The sequence below is a fragment of the Neobacillus sp. SRL179 genome (assembly GCF_984799095.1).
In genome coordinates, this window is record NZ_OZ481792.1 from 3,002,489 (window position 1) to 3,026,880 (window position 24,392).

Sequence of the window (24,392 nt, forward strand, 5' to 3'; positions counted from 1 at the left end):
ACCTAATTTTTTCATCCTGTTTTTACTATAAACTGTTCACAGCGAAAAACAAAGAAATATATTCCAATTATTCCGTCTAGCCTAATAGTATTGTTGACAGAACTCTATATGTTCAACCATCAAGTATGAGAAAACCTCCATTCTTTCTTGCTTTTGCTGGCAAAAAATTATTTTTAAAAAGGAGACAAGTTTTCATACCCTCCGAGCATAAATATAGGATAGGACAAAGTTAATTAACTAGACGATTGGTTACACATAATCCGTGCTGACAAAGGCTAGTTACTTACATCAACCTAAGGAAGGAAGACTTCCTAAGGTTAGATTATTAAGGAGGTTTATCCATGAAATTATTAGTCTTAAAAAAAGAAACCTTGATCTTCTTTTTAGCGGTCGGAGTTGTATTGGCAAGCATTTCAGCTTGGTTCATGTTAAGGGCAGGCGACGTAACTGTTTTTAATCAGCAGTCAGCTACAGAGGTTAGAGAAATCCATATGGTGACAGCAGAATTCAAAACCACCACGAAAAATGGGAAAAACATCGAATCATACCGTTGGGATCCTGGTACCGTCATTGTCAAAAAGGGAGAAAAAGTAAAATTGTATATTAGCGGTATAAACGGCGAAAAGCATCCATTTTATATAGAGGGAACTGATATAAAAGGAACCGTAACCAAAGGTGAAGAAACCGTTGTTCCACTTCAATTTAACAAAGAAGGAACCTATCAATTAATTTGTGAGACCCATTCTGACCGTACTCATAATGGTCCAATGATTGCCTATATAGTAGTCAATTAAAGCAGGAATTGTTTCCTGCTTTTTTAATTGTTTCCTTTGCCTGTTTCATAAGTTTCCACTTTTGATACGTTGGTATTGTTGGATTCTTCTTATATAACAGTTTTCCTTTATTCGTATTTTTTTATATTACAGTTTTATGCTGCGTTCATAAATTATTCAAAAACGCCCCCCTAAAATCCACATTTAATAAGTCTTCACAATATGTTAACAATTACTGCGTTTTTATTTTATTTTACCTGTTATACTTTACTCATGAATCAAATAACTAATCTGTTATATACTTTCCTAAAAAATTTAGAGGTGAAAATAATGGAACAATGGCAAGGATTTAACAAAGGTAAATGGACACAAGAAGTTAATGTTCGCAATTTCATTGTGAAAAACTACGCTGAATATGAAGGAAATGATTCCTTCCTAACTGGTGCAACTGACGCAACAAAAAAACTATGGGATCAAGTAATGGAATTAACAGCGCAAGAACGTGAAAAAGGCGGCGTCCTTGATATGGATACTGAAACCATTTCAACCATTACATCCCATGGTCCTGGATACTTAAATGAGGATCTTGAAAAGGTGGTCGGTGTTCAAACTGACAAGCCATTTAATCGTTCTCTTCAACCTTTCGGCGGTATTCGTATGGCGCAACAAGCTTGTGAATCATATGGTTACGAATTAAGTCCTGAAGTGGAAAGAATCTTTACTGATTACCGTAAAACACATAACCAAGGTGTTTTCGATGCCTATACAGATGAAATGAAATTAGCTCGTAAGGCAGCAATTATCACTGGACTACCTGATGCTTATGGACGTGGCAGAATAATTGGCGACTATCGCCGTGTTGCCTTGTATGGTGTAGATTTCTTAATGAAGGAAAAACAAAAAGACTTTGCTAATACAAGCAGTGTGATGACAGAAGATACGATTCGTTTACGCGAAGAACTTTCTGAGCAATATCGCGCATTAAAAGAATTAAAAGAACTTGGAAAAAGTTATGGGTTTGATCTTTCTAAACCTGCTAAAAATGCTCAAGAAGCTTTCCAATGGGTATACTTCGGTTATTTAGCAGCTGTTAAAGAACAAAACGGTGCAGCGATGAGCCTTGGACGTGTTTCCACATTCTTAGATATTTATATTGAAAGAGACTTACAGAATGGTATTTTAACAGAAGTGGAAGTACAAGAAATTGTCGATCATTTTATTATGAAACTTCGTCTTGTTAAATTTGCCCGGACACCTGATTATAACGACTTATTTAGTGGTGACCCAACTTGGGTAACGGAGTCTATTGGCGGTATGGGCAGCGATGGCCGTTCATATGTTACAAAAAACTCATTCCGTTTCCTTCATACGTTGGATAATCTAGGCCCTGCGCCGGAACCAAACTTAACAGTATTATGGTCTCCTCGGTTGCCTGAAAACTTCAGACAATTTTGTGCAAAGGTATCAATCAAAACGAGTGCTATTCAATATGAAAACGATGATATTATGCGCCCTGAATACGGTGATGATTATGGTATCGCCTGCTGTGTATCTGCAATGGAAATCGGCAAACAAATGCAATTCTTCGGTGCACGTGCTAACCTTGCTAAAGCCTTACTTTATGCAATTAATGGCGGTGTCGATGAGAGATTAAAAATTCAAGTCGGACCACAATATCGTCCCATTACATCAGATGTGTTAAATTATGATGAGGTAATGGAAAAATATGATTTAATGATGGATTGGCTTGCTGGTCTTTACATTAATACTTTAAATATTATTCATTACATGCATGATAAATATAGCTACGAACGGATTGAAATGGCACTACATGATACAAAAATCTTAAGAACTATGGCAACAGGAATTGCAGGATTGAGTGTTGCCGCTGACTCATTAAGTGCCATAAAATATGGTGAAGTAAAAGTAATACGCGATGAAAATGGTCTTGCAATAGATTTTGAAACAACAGGTGACTTCCCTAAATACGGCAACAATGATGATCGTGTCGATAGTATCGCAGTTGAACTGGTAGAAACCTTTATGAAAAAACTTCGTAAACATGTTACTTATCGTGATTCTGTACACACATTGTCTGTACTTACAATCACATCCAATGTTGTTTACGGTAAGAAGACAGGAAATACACCTGATGGCCGTCGTGCTGGGGAACCATTTGCACCAGGTGCAAACCCAATGCATGGCCGTGATACAAAAGGTACATTAGCATCACTTTCATCCGTTGCGAAGCTTCCATATGCATCTGCAATGGACGGTATTTCGAATACTTTCTCAATTGTTCCAAAAGCACTAGGTAAAGAAGAAGACAGCCAAATTCGTAACTTAGTATCCATCTTAGACGGTTATGCTGTCAAAGAAGGTCATCATCTAAATGTTAACGTATTTAATAGAGAAACATTATTAGACGCAATGGAACACCCAGAATTATATCCACAATTAACTATTCGCGTATCTGGATATGCTGTAAACTTCATTAAATTAACGAAAGAGCAACAACTGGATGTAATTAACCGCACATTCCATGAATCACTTTAAAAATGGTTTGGGAGCCCTATTTCTAACTAGGGCTCCTGCTTAAAACGAAAGGGGTATATCATTATGAACGGAAATATTCATTCAATCGAAACACTGGGTACTGTTGACGGACCGGGAATCCGTTATGTCATTTTTACCCAAGGCTGCCTCCTGCGCTGTCAGTTTTGCCATAACGCAGATACTTGGGAAATCGGTACCGGTAAAGAAATGACTGTTTCCGAAATCATAGATGATTTAGTATCTTATCTTCCTTTTATTGAAGCGTCTGGAGGAGGAATTACCGTCTCTGGGGGAGAACCACTGTTACAAGTCCCCTTTCTGCTTGAGGTATTTAAAGAGTGTAAAAAACGGGGAATTCATACTACCATTGATTCATCAGGAGGTTGTTTCTCTCATTCTAAGCTTTTCATTGAACAACTTGAGGAATTATTACAGTATACTGATCTGGTGCTGCTTGATTTAAAACATATCAATCGCAAAAAACATATTCAATTAACAGGGATGGCGAATGATCATATTTTAGAGTTTGCTCGATTTTTATCTGATCGAAAGGTACCCATTTGGGTACGCCATGTCCTTGTCCCAACTGTGACAGACGATCCCGAAGACCTGCAAAAGCTTGGCGAGTTCATTGGAACACTAGAAAATGTCGACAAAATTGAAATCCTCCCTTATCATAAACTTGGCGTTTATAAGTGGGAAGCACTTGGACATGAATATCAATTAAATCATGTCGAACCGCCTACCGAAACAAGCGTAGCATTTGCCTATCAAATGTTAACAGCACACCGGAAAGCACCTTTTAAACACTGATTCATGTTAGAATCAGTGTTTTTTCTAACTGCACGTTTCATAAGCTCGAAATAGAAATATTTGTATCTGAATTTTTAACATATATTCAAACAATAGCATTTTTATTGAGATAAAATTGATTCTTTTTGAATTCTCCTTTATACTCATATCATTGATATTTAAGTGAGGTGATAATTTTTGTTTCAATTGCTAATTTACATTTCAGATATAGACGCTTTAAATGCCCTTTATGTTAGTATTTGCTTAGGAATCACAATAAAGTATTTATGGGCATGGGGTGTAGAATATTCTTTTATTGGCTCTAATTCTGATTCTGCAAATACAAAAATTATTCAGCCGTTAGCTTTTTACCGAAAAAGAAGCAGTTTAAACGGAAGTTTTATTCTAAAAAGAATTGTTAAATATATTCGTAGAAAAAGATGTTCACAGGAAGACTCCGAGGAACCAATTTCCTTCCTTTTTACCTACTCACATTAAAAGACATTTTAGGAGGAAATATGAAAACCAAACGATCTTCACTATTACTAGCAGCATTTTTAATTTTACCAACATTATTATTATCAGCATGTTCATCGCAAACACAAAATGGGAATAATACTGGGTTTTTTCAAACTTATTTTGTTCATCCTTTTTCAACCCTTATCCATGCAACCGCTGAACTATTTAATGGAAACTATGGTTTAGCAATTATTATCGTCACTTTGATTATCAGGCTTATTTTGATGCCTTTAATGTTAAGGCAATATAAAAATCAAATGGCTATGAAAGAAAAAATGGATGGTTTAAAGCCTGAAATGGATGTTATTCAAAAAAAAATAAAGGCTGAAAAGGACCCTAAGAAGAAGCAGGAACTGCAAGCAGAAATGATGGGTCTTTATCAAAAACATGGTGTTAATCCATTGAATATGGGCTGTTTGCCAATTCTTATCCAGATGCCGATTTTAACTGCCTTTTATTATGCCATTCGTGGTTCGAAGGAAATTGCGGCACATAAATTTTTATGGTTTAACTTAGGACATCCTGATATCATTATCACCATTATTGCAGGACTGGTTTACTACTTCCAATTTAAAGTATCTCAAACGAGCATGCCAACCGAGCAACAAAAACAAATGAAAATGATGGGATTAATGTCACCGCTAATGATTGTCATGTTTTCCTTTAGCGCCCCAGCTGCACTTCCCTTATATTGGGTTGTTGGTGGATTATTTTTAACTATTCAAACACTGATAAGCCGGAAATTGTATCAAGCAGCAAAGCCTGCAGGTACTCCCGTTAAACAAAAATAAAGTAAAAAAAAGAAGCATTTTCGCAATGCTTCTTTTTTACCGTTTCCCCATAAAAAGAGACTGGAGGCTTGGCCTCACAGTCAATTGGTTCTATGCATCTTGAAAATATTCCTTGTAAAATCCGCCCACTTTACCGGTATTATCAATAATGTAATAAAACTCTTCTGTTTCATTTTTCACATCATAGATATTTCCCACTGTCAAAGCATTATTGACAAGAAATTTTTTTGCATCCGTATGAACACATTTCACTTTTTTTACTGTTTCACGATCTCTCCATGTTAAATGAATCAATGCTGCCACCGTTCCTTTCGATCATTGTCCCATGTACTAGTATAATCAATACGGCTAGTGATGTGCAACTTCTCAGTTATCAATTTTATATTATATGCAATTTATGTTTTTTGTGAACTTTTTTAACTTTTGGTAAATATTTGTTCTCAAAACATTACTCCACCATTACAATAATAAAAACTGAATATTAAATCCATTTTCCAAGGAGGTCATTCTCAAATTGAAAATTATGAGTAACGAACAATTGGTTGTTTCATATCGGGATGCATTAAAGTCCGGAGAGGAAAAAGAAAAAGAATGGATTAAAATATTAAAAGATGAAATTCAACGCCGTGGATTAAAGCCATTTAAGAAACGAAACTAGAAAATTAGGAACAAACAACCGTTGATTTAGGATCAGCGGTTGTTTACTGATAAAACGTATACCCTAAAATGTGCACTCATATAATAGATGCTTGCGGAGACTATCTGTTGTTTTGAGCTGCTAATATTGGTGAAAAGGATAAGTCATTGAGCTTAGCTGTAATTTTCACCGCTGCATCTTGTGGGTTATCAGCATAAATGTCAATAAATTCTCCTACATAATCATGCCTTGCATAATCATACCGAGGGTCATAATAGTGCACTAGCAAAATTTGAATCATTTCTCGATAATTCTTTTCATTCAGTAATTGAAGAAGCGTCTTTCTCATTTCCACGTCTTTTACACGTTTTATTACCCTGTCAATACCTAATGAAATCTTTTCGTGATACCACGGCTCCTGCTGGTATGGCAGGACATATTCGGAAACAAGAAGATCTACCCTTTGTTCGATTGGTGTATGAATATAAATATTCAATCCTTTAAACTTTACATCCATTAATTTTTCTGGCTGAACTGCTTTACCAATTCGTTTGCTCTCTGCTTCGACGAGAAAATAATCGGAGCCTTTAATGTTCTGCAGTCCTTTGAATAAAAGCGAATCAAAGGTTTTTTGGTTATGTCCATCCCCAAGACCAATCGTTCCAAAAATGGATCCACGATGTCCTGCCATTTCTTCAAGATCCAAAATAGGATAACCATTTTTCTCTAGAATTTTCAACACCACAGTTTTACCCACACCTGTCATGCCGTGAAGAACAACTGCCTTATTAGGAATATAGGAAGAGGTTTCCTCCAAGATATAATGACGGTAGGCTTTATAACCTCCAAGTAAACGCCATGCATAAATACCTGCAAACTCCAAAAAGGTTACAACTGCCTTGCTGCGGCTCCCACCACGCCAGCAATGGATGACTAACTCACCCTCTGATTGATAGGATTTTATAGTATGCAAAAGCTCAGGAATTTTTGGAGAAATTAATTCCATCGATTTCCACTTGGCAGCTGCCGGTCCTTCTTGTTTATAAATAGTCCCCACTACTTCACGTACCTCATTAGAAAATAGAGGAACATTAATCGCTCCCGGTATTGAGCCATCATTGAACTCAATCGGAGACCGGATATCTATAATGACTGATTTTTCTAAGTTAAAAAGTTCTTCAACAGTTATTTCCTTCATTTAAATAACGCTCCTAAAATAAATAATTATTCCGCACTAAAAATATCTATAAAAAACAACAAAACTTCCATTACTGGAAGTTTCACTCGAAATTTGTGTGTATATCTATTATAAAGAAGATTTCCGTAGGTATCAAGACATGAGGGTTTTTGAGAAGTAAAGGTCTACACCACATACGTAATGTAAACCTTTAGGATTAAATCATTTTTGATTCTTGTTTAAAAATGGACATTAATTCTTCCATATCACTTAATTGCTCTTGTTCAAATAAATCAACAATTCTACTGCCTACAATAACACCATCACAATACTTTGTTATTTCCGTAATCTGGTCTTTAGTAGAAATACCAAAACCAGCCATGACAGGGATGGAACTAACCTCCTTAACCGCTTGTAAAAATTGACTTAGATCGTTATCATATTCATTTCTTACCCCAGTAATCCCTTTAACGGTAACAGTATATAAAAATCCTTTACCTTTGTTTGAAATTGTTTTGACTCGTTCAAGTGGTGTTGTTAGTGTAACGAGACGGATTAATTCTACATTTGCCTCCTCGAGTTGAGACGCAATAATACTTTCTTCTTCAATTGGCAGGTCAGGAATGATACAGCCATCCACTCCAGCTTTTTGGATATCATCGACAAATCTATTAATCTCATAAGAATAAATTGGATTTAGATAGGTCATTAGGATAATCGGAATCGTTACTACCTGGCGTGCCTTTTTTATTTCCGCGATAATCCCCTGTAGAGTGGTACCATTTTTTAGAGCCCTAATTCCAGCCCGTTGAATTGTTGGGCCATCCGCTACAGGATCTGAAAAAGGAACCCCCACCTCAATCGCCGTTGCACCATATTGTTGAAGTAATAAGAGTCGATCAATCAGACAATCCAATCCCCCATCCCCTGCCATTATGTATGGAACAAAGGCTTTCTTGTTATTTTCTTGCAATAAAGTAAAGGTTCTCTCTAAGCGATTCATGTTAATTCCTCCCCTCCAGTCTTGCTTTTACCGTATCTACATCCTTATCACCGCGGCCAGATAAACATACAACAATATTTTTTGTATCGTCCATTTTACTTGCCAGTTTAATAGCATATGCGACTGCATGGGCACTTTCAAGTGCTGGGATAATCCCTTCAAGTTTGGATAGTAGCAAAAATGCATCTAGGGCCTCTTGATCGGTAATTGAGAAATAATTCACACGGCCATTATCCTTCAAATAACTATGTTCTGGTCCTACACCAGGATAATCAAGCCCTGCAGAAATGGAATGAGCTTCTTGGATTTGCCCATCTTCTGTTTGTAACACATACATGAGAGCACCATGTAATACTCCTGGTCTCCCTTTTGTAAGTGATGCTGCATGAAAGTCTGTTTCCACACCGGCACCAGCAGCCTCCACCCCATATAAACGAACTTCCTCATTTTCAATAAAGGGATAGAACATTCCCATAGAATTACTACCACCGCCGATACAGGCAACAACAGCATCAGGAAGCCTGCTGTTTTTTGCGAAAAATTGTTCCTTCGTTTCTTTTCCAATCACACTTTGGAAATCTCTGACCATTACCGGGAAGGGATGTGGTCCCATTACAGATCCTAATAGATAATGAGTATCATCAACATTGGCTACCCAGTATCTTAATGCTTCATTTACAGCATCCTTTAACGTTGCACTTCCGGAAGTCACACTGACAACCTTAGCACCTAGTAATTCCATACGAAAAACATTTAATGCTTGCCGTTTAATGTCTTCTTCCCCCATAAAGATAATGCAGTCTAGATTTAAAAGCGCACATACTGTTGCTGTCGCGACACCATGCTGTCCTGCTCCTGTTTCAGCCACAATCCTTCTCTTTCCCATTCTAACTGCAAGCAAAGCCTGACCAATAGCGTTGTTAATCTTATGAGCACCTGTATGATTTAGATCTTCTCTTTTAAGATAAATGTTTGCTCCCCCAGCATGTTTTGTCAGGTTTTCAGCAAAATATAATGGCGTCTCTCTACCAACATATTCCTCTAATAATCTTGCAATCTCTGCTTGAAAAACAGGATCGACCTTTGCTTCTTCATATGCATCATTCAATTCAATAACTGCCTTCATTAGCGTTTCCGGTACAAATCTCCCTCCAAAAATGCCAAAATGTCCTGTTTCATTCGGTAATGTATAGCTGTTCATTTTGTTCCCCTCCAACAGGTAAAGTTTTCACCTTTTTAATAAATGCTTTGATTTTTTCAACATCTTTAATGCCGTTTGTTTCAACTCCAGAACTGACATCCACCATATCTGGCTTCATAATGGCAATAGCCTCTTCCACATTTTCCACATGCAATCCACCTGCAAGGATTAACTTCTTCTCGTTCACGCAAGATGTATCCACCATACTCCAAGTAAAGGGTGTACCATTTCCTCCGTGAAATTTTCCTTTTGGCCCATCCAGCAAAATATAGTCACTAGGAAATTGATTTACTGCTAATAAATCTTCTTGACCTTGGACACTAATTGCTTTTATGGATGGTAACGAAAGGGATGCCACAAATGCAGCTGATTCCTCACCATGTAATTGAATATGAGTTAAACCAACTTTTGAAGCTATTCTCTCTATCTCATCTCTTGATTCATTCACAAAGACACCAATTTTCAGGACATCTAAAGGTAACGATGAAACGATTTCATATGCCTTTGTAACAGAGATTTTCCGCTTACTTGGTGCAAACACAAGACCAATGGCATCAGCACCGTACTTGACTGCTGCTTGAGCGGTCGTAACATCTGTTATTCCGCAAATTTTCACTTTCATCTATTTGCACCCTCTTGAAGTGGCAGACGAAGATCTAAAAAAGATTTGCCTACATTTTGACTGACCATTAAAGCCTCGCCCACTAAAATTCCATTTGCACCAGCGTTTCTTACTCTTTTTGCATCCAATTGATTATGAATCCCGCTTTCACTTATGAGAAACGCCCCAGTTTGTTTTACTGTAGATGCTAATTTTTCAGTTACCTCAAGTGAAACATTAAAAGTTCTTAAGTCACGATTGTTAACGCCAATCAACTTTGCACCGGTTTTAAGAGCTTTCTCTAATTCCGATAGATTATGGACTTCTACTAACACCTCTAAGCCTTTTGTTTTGGCATACTGAAATAGTTCACATAAACGATTTTCTTCCAATGCTGCGGCAATCAATAAAATTAAATCAGCTCCATGAGAAGCAGCTAAATTAATTTGTACTTCATCAATGATAAAATCCTTACATAGGATGGGTAGATTTACGGCTTCTCGAACAGCTTCTAAATCTGAAAAGGATCCCCTAAAGAAGGTTGAATCCGTTAAAACAGAAATTGCTGAAGCACCAGATGCTTCATAAATGACCGCTTGTTGTGCTGGTGTTAGCGTATCATTGATTAAACCCTTTGACGGAGAAGCACGTTTAAATTCAGCTATAATTAATAGCTCGCTAGCTTCTTTTAGTCTTTTTATTAATGATCTCTTTTGAGTGTTTTTTACTTTAATAAGTTGTTTTTCTTGTTTAACAAGTTGCACCTCTTTTTTCTTCTGCTCAATAATTCGATCGAGAATTGTTTCCATTTAAATCGCCTCTCTCTGTCCGACACGAGATTTTTCAATGAGTGCCGTTAGTTTTTCATATGCCGCACCTGAATCAATTATTTCTTTTGCCAATTCTACTCCTTGTTGCATAGAGTTTACTCTGCCTGCAGTAAAGATTCCTATTCCAGCATTGAGAGCCACGGTATCGCGATGCGCACCTTTTTCCCCTTTTAATACTTTTATTAGTATTTCTCCGTTATCTTTTGCATCTCCTCCCTTTATACTGCTGTTATCGTATTGCGGGAGGTTTACTTCTTCGGGTTGGAAGGTATAATTTGTAATCTTTCCCTCTTCTAAAAGGGTATAATGATTTTCTCCTTGTAAGGACGCTTCATCCATATACCCCGCACCATTAATAATCACGGCACGTTTTCGGCCAAGCCTTTTTAGCACTTCTGCGAAAACATTCAATAAATCCCTTCTATTAACGCCTAGTAATTGAAAATCCAAGTCGATTGGATTTGTTAAAGGACCAATATAATTAAAAACAGTAGGAATTTTTAAGTGTTTGCGTACTGCTGTGATCTTCTTCAATTTTGGATGCACGTTCGGTGCAAATAAAAAGGCTATTCCAATTTCGTGAAGAATTTCTTCTAACCGTTCGGCAGATAAATTTAAATTAACTCCCAAATACTCAAGCACATCTGCACTTCCTGTTTTACTCGAAATGCTTCTATTGCCATGCTTAGCAACAGGGATACCTGCAGCTGCAATGACAAAGGCAGAAGTCGAACTAATATTAAAACTGGATGAACCGTCACCTCCAGTTCCGCAATTATCCAGAACATTCGGAAATTTCCGTCTGAAAGCCATCGTATTTTCCTTCAATGCTCTTACAATTCCGGCTATTTCTTCGACGGTTTCACCCTTGGACTTTAAGCCCATTATAAAAGCAGCTATTTCTGATTCGGATATATCTTCAGCAAGTATAAGTTCGAATGCGTCTTTCATTTGATTTTCAGTAAAGGATCGTTTTTCAGCTAACTGGAGTAGATAATTTTTCATTTAGTCTCTTCCTTTCTATTTCATTTAAAAAGTTATTTAATACTTGTTTTCCAAATGGCGTTCCAATCGATTCAGGGTGAAATTGCAGACCATAAACTAGATATCCTTGATGTTTGAAGGCCATTATTTCTTGATCATCAGTAGAATAGGCAATGCACTCTAACTGAGGAGACAGAGTGCTTTTCTCAACAACTAATGAATGATATCTCATTACCTCTAATGGTGATTGTAAGTTAGAAAATATTCCATTGCTTTGGTGGTTAATCAATGATGTCTTACCATGTTTAATTACATGGGCCCTTTTAATTTCACTGCCAAAAGCTGCTCCAATAGCCTGGTGCCCGAGGCAAATACCTAAAATTGGGACGGTTCGATAAAAGGTTTGGACTAATTCGATACAAATACCTGCATCCTCTGGTCTCCCAGGTCCGGGAGATAAGATGATAGCTTTCAGGTTCATTTCTTTGATTTGCTCCATATTGAGGTGATTATTACGATAGACCCTAACCTCCTCGCCTAATTCCCCTAAATACTGATACAAATTAAAGGTAAACGAGTCAAAATTATCAATTAGTAAGATCATTGTCCACCCTCCAAAAAGGATTTTAACTTGTTAAGCGTTTCTTCATATTCAGATTCAGGGTTTGAATCGAAAACAATTCCTGCACCTGCTTGAATATGGGCTGTTTTATCTTTAATAATCATAGTTCGAATGGCCAGAGCAAAATCCATATTGCCGCTTGCTGAGACATAACCAACCGCTCCTGAGTATAGCCCTCGTTTTGACTTCTCCAAAGAATTAATGATTTCCATTGCCCGCACCTTTGGAGCACCTGAAACAGTTCCAGCTGGTAAGCATGCTGCTAGAGCGTCTAATCCTGTTTGATCCGGATTTAATTGTCCACTAATTTCAGAGACTAAATGCATGACATGACTGAATTTCTCAACGGTCATATACTTATCAACTTGAACGGATCCAAACTCACATACTTTACCTAGGTCATTCCTTCCAAGGTCTACAAGCATTCGGTGTTCAGCTAGTTCTTTTTCATCATTTAAAAGTTCTTTTTCAATCATCTGGTCCTCGTCCATTGTCATTCCTCTTCGCTTTGTTCCGGCTATGGGATTAGCAATCACCGTCTTCCCCCTCGTTTTTATTAAACTTTCTGGGGAAGAACCTATTACGGTATATCCTTCAAAATCGATATAAAACATATATGGGGTCGGATTATTACTTCTGTGCTTCCGATAAAGGGACAATGGTGTACCATGAAACGCCGACTTCATTCTTCTTGACAGTACGACTTGAAAAATATCACCCTCAAGAATATGTTCTTTTGCAATTTCAATATTTTTAATAAACGCTTCTTTTGTTGTTCCTGATTCAAAGCCTGTGAAATGAAATGGTTCTTCTTCGCGATAATAATCTGGCTGCTTGAGCTCCGCTTTCCTTTTTATGACTCGATCTGCTATTTCTTCCAGATCGCTCATTGCGGATAGTGGGAGCCCGAAAATGAATACTTTATCTTTCAGGTGGTCAAATACAATCACTTCTTCATAAAACATTAAATGGACATCCGGCATATCTAACTCATTTGGAAATTCCTCACCAATTTCTTCAAACTTCCTAATAATGTCATAACCAACATAACCAACTGCTCCTCCTACAAAAGGAAATGCTTCCTTATCCATTACTTCTGTTGGCAACAGCTGCTTTAAAATTTCTAATGGGTTTCCTTCCACCAGCCTCTTTTTGCCGTCCCGGTCAATAATTTCATTTTTATTGCCTCTGGAAATGAGTTCAAAAGCCGGGTCTGCACTAATAAAAGAATATCGGCCTGAGTCATTGTATTTATGTGAACTTTCTAATAAAAATTTCTTGGATCCGCTAATCTTTTGCAGGATCGAAATGGGGGTTAATGTATCTCCTTTAAGTTCTTCTATAAAATATCCGGTTGATGTTTTCATTTTTACAACTCCTTTCAAAAATAAAAAAAATCGTCCTCTATATACGCAATAAACCTTACGTATATAGAGGACGATTTTAAACCGTGGTGCCACCTCCGTTTGAAGCAGCTGTAATGCTGCTTCCTCTTTCGGATACAGAAACAATAATAGTTTCGATAACCTATCCTTTTAACGGTGGAACTCCGTGCATCTCTACTTTAGTTCAAGACACCACTCACAAGTCCATTCAACCCATTCATTCTTATCGGCTTCCACCTTATCCGACTCTCTGGAAAGAAATTTAATTGGCTTACTCCTCTTGCTCAACGTTTTATGATTGTATTTAGTTTTAAAAACAAAAAGGGCCCTCCATCCAAAAAGGACGGAAGACCCGTGGTGCCACCTTCATTAGCTAATAGCTAGCTCACTCAACCGATATCGAAGTTTTACTTGAATATCTGTCTCTTGTAACGATGAGATTTTCGCCAAAGCCTACTGATCACTAAAGGAAGTTCGGTTTGGAGCTCAGAAGTCCATTCACTTGTACGTCTTCACTGATTTGCACCAACCATCAGCTCTCTAAACAATCCGTAAAAGTTACTACTCTTCGTCAAAGCCTTATGATTTTCTTTATTGATTATTATCCTATCTAACTTCACCATCTATGTCAAGATGTTATTATTAAAAAATTCAAAATGATAAAAATTTATGGCGTGTAACTTACGGTTTCTCGCTTTTTAATTAACATATCCACTTCCATTTAAAGGATACTTTAAACACTGTTATTTTTAATGGTAATAGCCAATATTAAGATTAGAACTCAATGTAAGAGGGACACGCATGTTTGAGACTACGTTCGAGAGTATAAATGAAGGCGGGATAGAGGATCCATGGAACATATTGAACAATTAGGCCAAAAGCAAAAGGCAGGAAATAAGAAACACTCAGCAGCTGGGCAAAAGAAAACCAGTGAGGTATCCAAACAAAAGTGGGCAATTATCTCGCTGTCTTCGATTCCTTTAGTCATGACTTTAGGAAATTCAATGTTGATTCCTGTGTTACCATCAATGGAGAAAGAATTATCAATCTCCTCCTTCCAAACAAGCATGATTATCACTGTTTATTCAATCGTTGCCATCTTTTTAATACCAGTGGCAGGCTATATTTCCGACCACATCGGTAGAAAAAAAGTCATTATTCCAAGTCTCATCATTGCAGGTGTTGGCGGATTTATTTCAGGATGGGCTGCTTGGAAGCTAAATGATGCCTACTGGCTCATATTACTAGGCCGCGCACTTCAAGGTGTTGGTGCTGCCGGTGCAATGCCGATTGTCCTGCCCTTAGTGGGGGACATGTTTAAAAGCGAGGATGATGTTAGTAGTTGCTTAGGACTTATTGAAACGTCTAATACGTTTGGAAAAGTTCTAAGTCCCATATTAGGCTCTTTTTTAGCTGGTTTTTTCTGGTTTTTACCTTTTTTTTCATTTCCAGTTTTTTGTGCTCTTTCCGTTCTTTTAATGATTTTTCTTGTCAAGTGTCCAAAAACTCAGGAAAAACCAATACCCTTCAAACAATTTTTTACAAATGTTAAAAAGACTTTTACTGAAAAGGGACGTTGGCTCTATGCCATCTTTTTTATTGGCGGTATTCTCATGCTTGTATTATTTGGAATTTTATTTTACCTCTCAGAAATTTTTGAAAAGGAATATGGGATAAAAGATGTCAAAAAGGGCTTCTTTTTAGCATTACCACTTGGGGCACTTTGCTTATCCTCCTTTATTAGCGGAAAAATTATTAAGAAAAACAAAGTTTTAATGAAATGGATTACCTTAATCAGTATTATTGCAACAGCAATTTCTATTGGGGCACTATGGTTCTCCATTAAACTTTGGTACATGCTTACCATGTTCCTAATTACCGGTGTGGGGATTGGCTTAAGCCTGCCATGTTTAGATGCGTTAATTACGGAAGGAATTGAGAAAAAAGAACGCGGAACGATATCATCCATTTACAGTTCTATGAGGTTTATTGGAGTTGCACTAGGTCCACCCCTTATTGCCGTATTAATGAAATATGCCAGTCATTGGATTTTTATTTCACTAAGCGGTCTCAGTGTCATTGCTGCAATAGTAGCGATGATTGCAATAAAACCAAAAGCAGAGGCATAATAAAAGTGTTGAGGATCAATCCTCAACACTTTTATTCATTTTATTAATTTTATATACCCACAATGGAATTATTATGCTATAATATATAGTGTTCTGATTCAGCTACGCGGGTGTGGTTTAATGGTAGAATTTCAGCTTCCCAAGCTGACGGCGGGGGTTCGATTCCCCTCACCCGCTCCATTATGGAGAAGTACCCAAGTGGTTATAAGGGGGCGCACTCGAAATGCGTTAGGACGGGTAACCGTTGCGTGAGTTCGAATCTCATCTTCTCCTCCATACATATTTTTCTTCCAAAACACTCTGAATAGTGTTTTTTATTTTTTCTTCTTAAATTAAAAGAATCTTTCAGTGGATTTTTAATCCCTTCTGAAAGATTCTTTTCTTTAATCATAGGGACTTAACCAATTGGGATCCCTATTGTTACATACACTGCACTTTATTTTTTCTGGTTGAAAAGTGTTAAACAGTTGTCCGCACTCCTGGCATTTTTTTGTATAATAATGATGCTTGGAATGTTTTTTCCTTTGGATTCCATGTTTAATTTGGATAGCATGCTCTGTACAAATGTCTGTACAATCCGAACAATTTACGCACTTTTCATTTTCCACTAGTAAAAAGCCTTCCTTTTTCGTTATGACGTTTTGTGAACAGAAGGTTTGACACATTTGACACAAAGTACATTTTTCATGATTAATTTCAACTTGATGAAATTGATAATCAGGGTAGTAGGATGCTAAATTCCATTCATTTTCAACCTGTTTCCAGATTGCTGGTGCCATGTTTTTCACTAACTGCTTTCCCTCTTTTTGCAGTGAAGCAAAAAACACTCTCCTCGAAATTCCCTCTTGATTCCTTATACGAACGAATTCAATGGGCTGTTGATCAAGTAGTTGTAAGGTTTGATTCGTTTCTTTAAGGACCATTTCCCAACTTTGATTGAAATCTCCAGACCCCATTATAATCGAGGTTAACCCTCTTGATTTATAAATCAGTAATTCCTTAACGGAAGGTGTGTAATGATCATTAAAAATTAAGCTGCTTTTATCAAACTCTCTTGTACCAGCAATCCCAGCAATTGCTGAAAGTGGGCAGACAATCATACATTCACCACAGGAAGTGCATCGTTCTAAGTTAAGTTCAATCGAATTATTTGTAATGGAAATGGCTTCATCTTTACACACCTCTAAACAAGCTGTACAAGTCGACCGTAAGTGTTTCTTTCTTGAGCAGGTGTTCGTTATTTTTGCATCCACATGCAAACTTTCAAGCCAATTCATCAATATAGACATATAATCACCTACAAATTAGGTTAGCTGCTCGATAATTTCGCATCCTTATGCGGTGTTATCACAATGTTGGGATGTGTAATCGTATTACTTGGCATGCCTTTAATTTGACTGACACTACCATATTTCTTACGAAGTTCTTCAACTGGACCAAATTCAATTGCCCGCATTGGGCAAGTGGACACGCAAACAGGTTCTTCCCCTTTTTCTTGTAAGTCGATACAGAAATCACATTTATTTGATTTAAATACTTTGGCATTATATTGTGGTGCTCCGTAAGGACATGCCTTGACACACAATTGACTTCCCACGCAAACCTCTTGATCAATTGTTACCACACCATTTTTTTTATTTTTCTCTATTGCTCCAACGGGGCAACTTGGAATACAGGCGGGTTGGTTACAATGATTACAAGCAATGGAAAAATAAAATGATTTAATGTTTTGAATAATCCCACCATTCGGCTGTTGGATAAAGTTTCCTTCCTCAAAGGAGTACACCCTGCGAAAATTGATACCAACATTAAGATTATTTTTATCCTTACACGCTACTGTACAAGCCTTACAGCCTGTACAGAGACTTTGATTAATATAAAATCCTAATTGTGCCAACGATCTCACTCCCTACGCTTTTTTTACTTCAACAAGGTTTGTTAGTTGCGGGTTTGCCTTTGCAAGTGCTGTAGGTCGTTGTGATGTTAGCACGTTAACTGCACCACGCTGGTCAAGCCCATTTTTATCAGGCGTATACCACGCACCTTGAGGTATTCCAGCAATTCCTGGAGTGATACGAGATGTCACCCTTACATCAATAACTAATGAACCCCGGTCATTAAAAACCTGAACACGGTCACCATCCTTAATTCCTCGTTTTTCAGCATCCTCTGGATTCAACCACATTTCTTGCTTGGCTGCCTCTTCTAGCCATTCCTGATTATCATAGGTAGAGTGACATCTACGCTTATAATGCCAGCTTATTAACTGGAGTGGGTATTTTTCAATCAATGGGTCCTCAGGTCCCTCCCAAGAAGAGATATATTTTGCAATCGCAGGAATTTCCTCATGCTGGTTCATGTCCCATAAAGCCTTTGAGAACAATTCAATTTTACCCGAAGGGGTCTCAAACGGATGTTTCTCAAGATCTTCTATTTGCTTTTTAAATGCTATTAGTGGTTCATTAAACTTAAAATGATGTACTCCTTGCTTTCTAAATTCCTCAAAAGACGGGAATGTAGGGTCGAGCTCTTTTTTGGTTCGTTCCACACTTTCCTTTACTATGTCCAGTATTGTTTTACCTTCTGTGAATTTTTCCTTCAGTCCTAATTTGCCGGCTATTTCCGCAAAGACATCATACTCATCCCGACATTCATATAAAGGATCAATCGTTTTATCGCCAAAAACAACATAGTCACCAAAGCACCAAGGTGTGCCAATATCATAACGTTCAAAGAACGTGGTTCCTGGCAATAATATGTCAGCAAACTTTGCACTTGGAGTCATAAACAGATCACTGACAACAATAAACTCCACTTTACTTTCGTCTTCAAGCAGCTTGCGGGTTTTATTAATATCTGCATGTTGATTGATTAACATATTACCAGCCATGTTAAAAATACATTTAATATTTGTTGTTAATCTATCTGTTCCTGCTAATCCATCTTTTTCGGTCATTTCAGTCCCTTTTTCAACTGCAGTTGTCCATAGGAAACACGGAATGGATGCCTTAACCGGATTCTCATATGAAAATGGATAAACAATTCCAGAACGACTCCAATAACCAGTTCCAGCTGCCCAGCCGCCTAATTTTCCTACATTACCTGTAAGGCATGCGAGCTGTGCACCTCCGCGCATGAATTGTTCACCGTAGGCTTGGCGTTGTGCCGCCCAGCCTTGAATAAGTGCAGCCGGCTTCGTCTTTGCATATTCACGTGCTACTTCGCGTATTTTACTTGCAGGTACACCACAAATTTTCTCAGCCCATTCAGGTGTTTTAGGTACACCATCCTTTTCACCTAGCAGGTAACTTTTTAATGACTCTTCCTTGGCTATTCCCTCCGGCATATGATCACCGTCAAAACCAATACAGAACTTATCAAGGAAGGCTTGATCCTGTAGTTTTTCAGTAATGATTACATACCCCATAGCGTCCATCATGGCAGTGTCTGTTGTAGGACGAATAGGGATCCATTCATCAGCAAAAGCTATTGCAGTATCCGTATATCTAGGATCTATGACAATTATTTTGGCGCCATTTTTCTTTGCTTGCATTAAATATTCACGATATGGTGTAGAAAAGATCATTTCAGAAGGGTTTTGGCCCCATAGGATTATATATTTTGAATGTAAAAGTGAATCGAAACTATTTCCTGTGTCGTTCGTACCATACGTATAGGGAGTCGCAACATTTCCAGCGCCTGAACTATAATCATTACGGGAATTCAGGTAACCACCTGTAAGGGCTAATAACTTTTTGGCTGCTCTTGGTCCACCATGCAAACCCCAACTTTGTCCAGATCCATAGTTTACGTATCTGGATTCAGGTCCATATTTATCACCAATCCGTTTGACCTGCGAAGCGATGGTTTCTATTGCCTCGTCCCATGAAATTCTTTCAAATTTCCCTTCACCACGTTTGCCTACTCGTTTCATCGGATATTTTAGACGATCGGGATGGTAAAGCATTGGCCGATAGTTCCGTCCTCGAACACACGCCCTTAGTGGTGGTGTAGATAGGTCTCCGCCTTGTTGTGTATCAGTACTAACTCTGACAACTACCCCATCCTGTACATGGGCTTTAATAACACAACGACCCCCACAATTGTTAATACTACAAGTTGAGATAATTTTTTCCTCAGTCTTTGCACTTACTGGCTTTTCTTCTTCCTTGCGGTCAACAAGCATTTTCGTTCCAATACCACCAGCTATAACCGGAACTCCTATGGCACCAGACCATTTCAAAAAGGTGCGCCTCTGCATTTTATTTGTTAATAAATTCTTTAAATGGCTATTTTCAGACATTCGATAATGCCCCCCTTACTTCCAATAAAGTTCTTAGATCCAAGTTTAAAAAATCCTCAAGCAGCATTGCAGCACCTAGATATAATTGACTATTACTGTTATTGATAATCCTCTTACAAAAATCTGGAACCCAAACATTTAAATGGTCCTCCAGAAATCTAACTTGGCTAGAAACTATTGCCCCTACTTTTTTTAAATTTGTTTCTTGTAAACTTAAATCAATTAGAAAAATCAGAAACTCTAATTCTAACAATAAGTGATCTTCTGGTTCGTTATTTTCTTTAATATATTTCAGCCCAAATTGATGATATTGCTGTCTAATTTGCAAAGTCCATTCCTCAAATAACAAATGTTCTTTACTTCGATAATAAGACTCCCATGGAGGAGCGATGATAGAACCGGGCCCCACAAACAGACGATCGTACTCTTCTTTTACATAACCAATTTGCTCTTTCGTAAATTGTTCAAAAAAGGCAGCGAGAAGTTCCCCTCCTTCATTTATTTCCTTTAATTCTGTAAAATCACCTTGGGAGGCTAATTCCAACAAGATCTCCTCATTTATTGGTTCTGAAAATAAGGTATATAAAAACTGGTAAAAATTTTTTCTCGATAATAAATATAGATGTAATTTAGTATGTATTGAGTCTGTTGAAGTTTTCATTTCCTCGCTCCTCGTTTTGATATACTCACATATTCCCTCTATATTTCACCCGCTTTTCCAATCTGCTAAAGTATGGATTTACAGTTTTATCATACCTTACACATCTTTTTGTGAAACTGATTTGTGCAATAATTCACATTAAGTTCAAAATCCTTTGACTAACGTTGGTCATTTTTTCAGTTTTGAAGGAAAATGTGTATAATAAGAAGGTCTACAAATCAGAAAAGGATGATACCCTTGAATATTATTGACCATGAAGTTGAAAAATTAGAAGATCCATTTGGATTACTGACAGGTGACCGTTACGAATTTTTTCTTAAACTAGATGTTGAGGAAGAGGACGAACTTTACTCTGAAAAAGGTGTGGGGTTAAAAGTCATTTTTGTTCGTGATGCAAGTGAAGACAAGATTACCAACTATTACTTTTATGAACAAGGCAGTGAACAAGTCCTTGACTTTGCCCTGGAAGAAGAAGAGGAAGAATTAGTTCTTACATATTGTAAGCAACATTGTAAAGAGTAAAAAAATAACAGGGAGAATTTTCTCCCTGTTACTCACTTAATTACATAAAATTTTTGCTATGGTTATGAATCACTTGTAGTTCTTTTGTAGTTTGTTTCATTTCACTTTTGCAAATTGGACAAAGAGGTGTTTCACTACTTTTAAAGTTATCACGAACCCAGCACTTGCACGTTTCTGAGCTGCAAACCCAAATTTTTGTTTCTTCTAATTTAATTTCTTCTTCATTTTTTCTTCCAAACGCCAAAACGATCACTCCTTTAAATTAGTTATGACTGTTTTTGAACACTTTGTCTGATAGCTGACAAAGCTACCATTCTAGTAAAAAATATAGATAAAAAGGTGATGCTTTCACTTGGTGCATCACCTTTTTATTTTAAAAGAATTAAACTGTTTGTACGTTAGCAGCTTGTGGTCCACGAGCGCCTTCAACGATTTCAAAAGATACTGATTGACCTTCTTCTAAAGTCTTGAAGCCTTCTGATTGGATAGCTGAAAAGTGAACGAATACATCTTGACCGCCTTCAGATTCAATAAATCCGAAACCTTTTTCTGCATTAAACCATTTTACTTTACCGTTTTGCATGGTATTACCCCCAACATTTTGTTCACTTTAAATTTCTCGTACATTTAAAAAATCATAAAAAAGACGTAACCCAACACGGCTGGGCAGACATCACCCACATCTTCGTGCAGTTACGACTACTTAAACCAATAAATATTAACGAACATTAAAGCGTATCTCTATTTTATCACAATCAATTCCTTTAGTCAATCTACTATTCGAACCTAGGAAATCATGAAACGTATTTTCGATTTACTCTACTCTATTTGCGAGTGCTGCCCTGCATAAATACTTCCATAAAGTTGATAATAAACTTTTGAATATCTGCTTCCATACCAATGTTATCAAGAGTCTCTGGTGGTTCTTTATCAGGTTTTGGACGAAAATCCGCAATGCTTTTCCCTTTAGCATCACCAAATTCCTGGACCCGAACACGTCTTGGAATATATTTAACTATATCGTGTTGAGTTAAGGCCATTAATGGCACAACATCATGAAGTGGTGCCCCCTGAATCCCTGGAACATTTTTTTGATAGGCTTTGTAGTAATAATCAAAAGCTGGTTTAAGTAAGGGCTTAAATGGGGTCGGACTGTGATCTCCAAGGAAATTTATGATATCCTCTGTAATAATCGCTTTGTTCGTTATATTCAGCGGGAATAAATAAATATTATGAGCTTTTTCCATGACAGTATTTGCTGCAATAGAGTCTACATAAAAATTGGCCTCTGCCTCTGCGGAAATATTTCCAGGGACTAAAAAAGCGCCACCCATAATGTAAAAGGCTGTGACATCTTTTAAGGCATTGTCCCCATATAAGATAAACATTAAGGCTAACTCAGTTAATCTGCCAACACAAACGATAATAATATTATTTTTATATTGTGTAACTATTTCAAGTATTTTGTTGATATCATAAACCATAAACTTTTTCATCGTATTGGGTGGTTGGATAGGACCTAATCCTTCTTTACCATGAATTTCAGGATAAAATTGAACTCTTTCACCTGACAAGGGACCTGCAGCTCCAGCTATAATAGGAATATCTTCTCTGCCCGCTAAAGTAACCAAATAAGCTGTATTGGTTACCGATTTCTCTTTCGGTGTATTTCCATAACCACTAACAATTCCCACAACGTTTATTTGAGGATTAAGTAATGCATACATAATGGCAAACGAGTCATCGATACCGGGGTCTGAAAATAACAGTACATTATAAGCCATAATTTCGCCCCTTTATTATTTATTACATAATAAGATATGCTTGACGTTTAACTGAAAGAACATCAGAAAAAACAGGCCATATAGAACTTCTGTCTATATGACCATTGTTTCCATATTTTGAGATATCGATTTTTTGGTCGATAAATCTCAACTTCCCTTAGGCTTCCTTTTTCACTTTAGTTGCTGTCTTTTTCCGAGGTGATGCTGCTTTTTTAGCTGTAGTTGTTTTCGTTGGCTTAGTCCGATCAATGGATGCCTGCAAGGCTGCCATTAAATCGGTAACATTTGAAGCAACTTCTTTTGTCGCAGCTGTAACAGTTTCTTTTCCAGTCCGTTTTGATTCAATTAAATCTAGTAAAGCTGTTCTATATTCATCCGTATATTTTTCAGGTTCAAAGACGGTTGTTAATTGATCAATCAGTAAAATTGCCGTATCTAATTCTCTCTGTGTCACCTTGTCTTCTGCTGGAACATTGGGCACATCACCAGCTTTACGAACCTCGTCAGGAAAATGAATGGTTTCCATTACCAATGTATTTTCATACACCCGGATAACAGCCATTTGCTCCTTTGAACGAATGATAATTTTGGCTAATCCAACTTTTTGTGACTCCTGTAACGCCTTCCGTAGCAGAGAATACGCCTTAGATCCACCCTCATTTGGTGACATATAGTAAGTGCGATCAAAATAAATGGGGTCAATTTCCTCTATTTTAACAAAATCAATAATTTCTACTGCTTTTTCTTCGTTTTCCTTGCGTAGTTTTTCTAAATCTTCATTATCAAGAACAACAAATTTTCCTTTTGTATACTCGTATGCCTTTACAATTTCTTCAGGTTTTACTTCTTCTTCACAGACGGTACATATTTTTTCATACTTGATCGGCGCATGGCATTTGTTATGCAAGGTGCGAAGCTTAATATCTTTATCTTCTGTAGCAGTATGAAGTTTGATGGGAATATTAACTAATCCAAAACTTATACTTCCTTTCCACATCGTATGCATAAGGATATCTCCATTCTTTTTATTTTTATTTTGCAGCGCAAACACCATTCCATTCCTAAAAACAATTGGAAAAGGATGAAGTTGCAAGTAATTAAGCAAAATAAAGAAAAAAGGAA

General features: G+C 37.2%; 24 protein-coding genes, 2 tRNA genes and 2 other annotated features. Of the genes, 9 read left to right on the top strand and 17 right to left on the bottom strand.

Translation table 11 applies throughout. The features are described 5' to 3' along the window. Window positions 1-341 precede the first annotated feature (341 nt). The 4 genes from AC4E8C_RS14705 to yidC all read left to right on the top strand — a co-directional run bounded on the left by AC4E8C_RS14705 (window position 342) and on the right by yidC (window position 5,431). Window positions 342-794, top strand: a complete 453-nt coding sequence (locus AC4E8C_RS14705) for a cupredoxin domain-containing protein (RefSeq protein WP_490207407.1) — start codon at window positions 342-344, stop codon at window positions 792-794. A gap of 309 nt (window positions 795-1,103) precedes the next feature. Then, the gene (gene pflB / locus AC4E8C_RS14710; RefSeq protein ID WP_490207408.1) at window positions 1,104-3,329 is read left to right on the top strand and encodes a formate C-acetyltransferase; all 2,226 of its coding nucleotides are present in this window, start codon (window positions 1,104-1,106) and stop codon (window positions 3,327-3,329) included. A 63-nt stretch (window positions 3,330-3,392) separates the two neighbouring features. Then, on the top strand, window positions 3,393-4,142 hold the full coding sequence (pflA, locus tag AC4E8C_RS14715; RefSeq protein ID WP_490207409.1) for a pyruvate formate-lyase-activating protein: 750 nt from the start codon (window positions 3,393-3,395) through the stop codon (window positions 4,140-4,142). Window positions 4,143-4,639: 497 nt separating this feature from the next. Beyond that, complete coding sequence (gene yidC / locus AC4E8C_RS14720; RefSeq protein WP_490207410.1) at window positions 4,640-5,431, top strand: membrane protein insertase YidC; 792 nt, start codon at window positions 4,640-4,642, stop codon at window positions 5,429-5,431. 90 nt (window positions 5,432-5,521) lie between these two features. On the opposite strand, the gene AC4E8C_RS14725 is transcribed toward yidC, so the two are convergent. Beyond that, window positions 5,522-5,725, bottom strand: coding sequence for a DUF6501 family protein (locus AC4E8C_RS14725; RefSeq protein WP_490207411.1), 204 nt, complete (start codon window positions 5,723-5,725; stop codon window positions 5,522-5,524). A gap of 220 nt (window positions 5,726-5,945) precedes the next feature. Here AC4E8C_RS14725 and sda point away from each other — a divergent pair, with 220 nt between their 5' ends. Then, window positions 5,946-6,089 (top strand): sporulation histidine kinase inhibitor Sda, encoded by a 144-nt coding sequence (gene sda, locus AC4E8C_RS14730; RefSeq protein ID WP_490207412.1) that lies wholly within the window; start codon window positions 5,946-5,948, stop codon window positions 6,087-6,089. A gap of 100 nt (window positions 6,090-6,189) precedes the next feature. Here sda and mnmH read toward each other — a convergent pair whose 3' ends face one another. From mnmH to trpE, 8 genes are all read right to left on the bottom strand, one after another. Continuing rightward, on the bottom strand, window positions 6,190-7,266 hold the full coding sequence (mnmH, locus tag AC4E8C_RS14735; RefSeq protein WP_490207413.1) for a tRNA 2-selenouridine(34) synthase MnmH: 1,077 nt from the start codon (window positions 7,264-7,266) through the stop codon (window positions 6,190-6,192). Between the two features lie 196 nt (window positions 7,267-7,462). After that, window positions 7,463-8,248: a tryptophan synthase subunit alpha gene (trpA, locus tag AC4E8C_RS14740; protein WP_490207414.1), complete on the bottom strand. Its 786-nt coding sequence runs from the start codon at window positions 8,246-8,248 to the stop codon at window positions 7,463-7,465. Between the two features lies 1 nt (window position 8,249). Next, window positions 8,250-9,449 carry a tryptophan synthase subunit beta gene (trpB, locus tag AC4E8C_RS14745; protein ID WP_490207415.1) on the bottom strand — a complete coding sequence of 400 codons (1,200 nt, stop codon included), beginning with the start codon at window positions 9,447-9,449 and terminating at the stop codon, window positions 8,250-8,252. Continuing rightward, the gene (locus AC4E8C_RS14750; protein ID WP_490207416.1) at window positions 9,424-10,071 is read right to left on the bottom strand and encodes a phosphoribosylanthranilate isomerase; all 648 of its coding nucleotides are present in this window, start codon (window positions 10,069-10,071) and stop codon (window positions 9,424-9,426) included. The genes trpB and AC4E8C_RS14750 overlap by 26 nt, the downstream gene beginning before the upstream one ends. After that, window positions 10,068-10,859, bottom strand: a complete 792-nt coding sequence (gene trpC / locus AC4E8C_RS14755; protein ID WP_490207417.1) for an indole-3-glycerol phosphate synthase TrpC — start codon at window positions 10,857-10,859, stop codon at window positions 10,068-10,070. The genes AC4E8C_RS14750 and trpC overlap by 4 nt, the downstream gene beginning before the upstream one ends. Beyond that, the gene (gene trpD, locus AC4E8C_RS14760) at window positions 10,860-11,885 is read right to left on the bottom strand and encodes an anthranilate phosphoribosyltransferase (protein ID WP_490207418.1); all 1,026 of its coding nucleotides are present in this window, start codon (window positions 11,883-11,885) and stop codon (window positions 10,860-10,862) included. Next, on the bottom strand, window positions 11,857-12,468 hold the full coding sequence (locus AC4E8C_RS14765) for an anthranilate synthase component II (RefSeq protein ID WP_490207419.1): 612 nt from the start codon (window positions 12,466-12,468) through the stop codon (window positions 11,857-11,859). Before AC4E8C_RS14765 ends, trpD begins: the two co-directional genes overlap by 29 nt. Next, complete coding sequence (gene trpE, locus AC4E8C_RS14770; RefSeq protein WP_490207420.1) at window positions 12,465-13,853, bottom strand: anthranilate synthase component I; 1,389 nt, start codon at window positions 13,851-13,853, stop codon at window positions 12,465-12,467. Before trpE ends, AC4E8C_RS14765 begins: the two co-directional genes overlap by 4 nt. A gap of 63 nt (window positions 13,854-13,916) precedes the next feature. After that, window positions 13,917-14,168: a binding site (T-box leader), on the bottom strand. Window positions 14,169-14,207: 39 nt separating this feature from the next. Continuing rightward, window positions 14,208-14,455 (bottom strand) — a binding site (T-box leader). 267 nt (window positions 14,456-14,722) lie between these two features. On the opposite strand from trpE, the gene bcbE reads away from it, so the two are divergent. The 3 genes from bcbE (at window position 14,723) to AC4E8C_RS14785 (ending at window position 16,276) form a co-directional block, all read left to right on the top strand. Continuing rightward, window positions 14,723-16,000 carry a bacillibactin exporter BcbE gene (bcbE, locus tag AC4E8C_RS14775; RefSeq protein ID WP_490207421.1) on the top strand — a complete coding sequence of 426 codons (1,278 nt, stop codon included), beginning with the start codon at window positions 14,723-14,725 and terminating at the stop codon, window positions 15,998-16,000. A gap of 106 nt (window positions 16,001-16,106) precedes the next feature. Then, window positions 16,107-16,180: transfer RNA gene (locus tag AC4E8C_RS14780), tRNA-Gly, on the top strand. Between the two features lie 4 nt (window positions 16,181-16,184). After that, a tRNA-Ser gene (locus AC4E8C_RS14785) sits at window positions 16,185-16,276 on the top strand. A gap of 107 nt (window positions 16,277-16,383) precedes the next feature. On the opposite strand, the gene AC4E8C_RS14790 is transcribed toward AC4E8C_RS14785, so the two are convergent. The 4 genes from AC4E8C_RS14790 to AC4E8C_RS14805 are packed head-to-tail and all read right to left on the bottom strand — an operon-like array spanning window position 16,384 to window position 20,847. Beyond that, window positions 16,384-17,289: a 4Fe-4S dicluster domain-containing protein gene (locus AC4E8C_RS14790; protein ID WP_490207422.1), complete on the bottom strand. Its 906-nt coding sequence runs from the start codon at window positions 17,287-17,289 to the stop codon at window positions 16,384-16,386. 20 nt (window positions 17,290-17,309) lie between these two features. Further along, window positions 17,310-17,897 carry a DMSO/selenate family reductase complex B subunit gene (locus AC4E8C_RS14795; RefSeq protein ID WP_490207423.1) on the bottom strand — a complete coding sequence of 196 codons (588 nt, stop codon included), beginning with the start codon at window positions 17,895-17,897 and terminating at the stop codon, window positions 17,310-17,312. Between the two features lie 12 nt (window positions 17,898-17,909). Then, window positions 17,910-20,303, bottom strand: a complete 2,394-nt coding sequence (locus AC4E8C_RS14800) for a DMSO/selenate family reductase complex A subunit (RefSeq protein ID WP_490207425.1) — start codon at window positions 20,301-20,303, stop codon at window positions 17,910-17,912. Continuing rightward, entirely contained in the window at window positions 20,296-20,847 is a 552-nt protein-coding gene (locus tag AC4E8C_RS14805; protein WP_490207426.1) for a TorD/DmsD family molecular chaperone, read from the bottom strand. The genes AC4E8C_RS14800 and AC4E8C_RS14805 overlap by 8 nt, the downstream gene beginning before the upstream one ends. A gap of 345 nt (window positions 20,848-21,192) precedes the next feature. Between AC4E8C_RS14805 and AC4E8C_RS14810 the strand changes: the two genes are divergently transcribed. Continuing rightward, window positions 21,193-21,486 (top strand): DUF6509 family protein, encoded by a 294-nt coding sequence (locus AC4E8C_RS14810; RefSeq protein ID WP_490207427.1) that lies wholly within the window; start codon window positions 21,193-21,195, stop codon window positions 21,484-21,486. A 40-nt stretch (window positions 21,487-21,526) separates the two neighbouring features. On the opposite strand, the gene AC4E8C_RS14815 is transcribed toward AC4E8C_RS14810, so the two are convergent. The 4 genes from AC4E8C_RS14815 to ku form a co-directional block, all read right to left on the bottom strand. Beyond that, on the bottom strand, window positions 21,527-21,730 hold the full coding sequence (locus AC4E8C_RS14815) for a cold-shock protein (RefSeq protein ID WP_490207428.1): 204 nt from the start codon (window positions 21,728-21,730) through the stop codon (window positions 21,527-21,529). Between the two features lie 138 nt (window positions 21,731-21,868). After that, window positions 21,869-22,069, bottom strand: a complete 201-nt coding sequence (cspD, locus tag AC4E8C_RS14820) for a cold-shock protein CspD (protein ID WP_490207429.1) — start codon at window positions 22,067-22,069, stop codon at window positions 21,869-21,871. Window positions 22,070-22,310: 241 nt separating this feature from the next. Then, entirely contained in the window at window positions 22,311-23,270 is a 960-nt protein-coding gene (locus AC4E8C_RS14825) for a nucleoside hydrolase (RefSeq protein WP_490207430.1), read from the bottom strand. Between the two features lie 157 nt (window positions 23,271-23,427). Further along, the gene (gene ku, locus AC4E8C_RS14830) at window positions 23,428-24,276 is read right to left on the bottom strand and encodes a non-homologous end joining protein Ku (protein ID WP_490207431.1); all 849 of its coding nucleotides are present in this window, start codon (window positions 24,274-24,276) and stop codon (window positions 23,428-23,430) included. Window positions 24,277-24,392 lie beyond the last annotated feature (116 nt).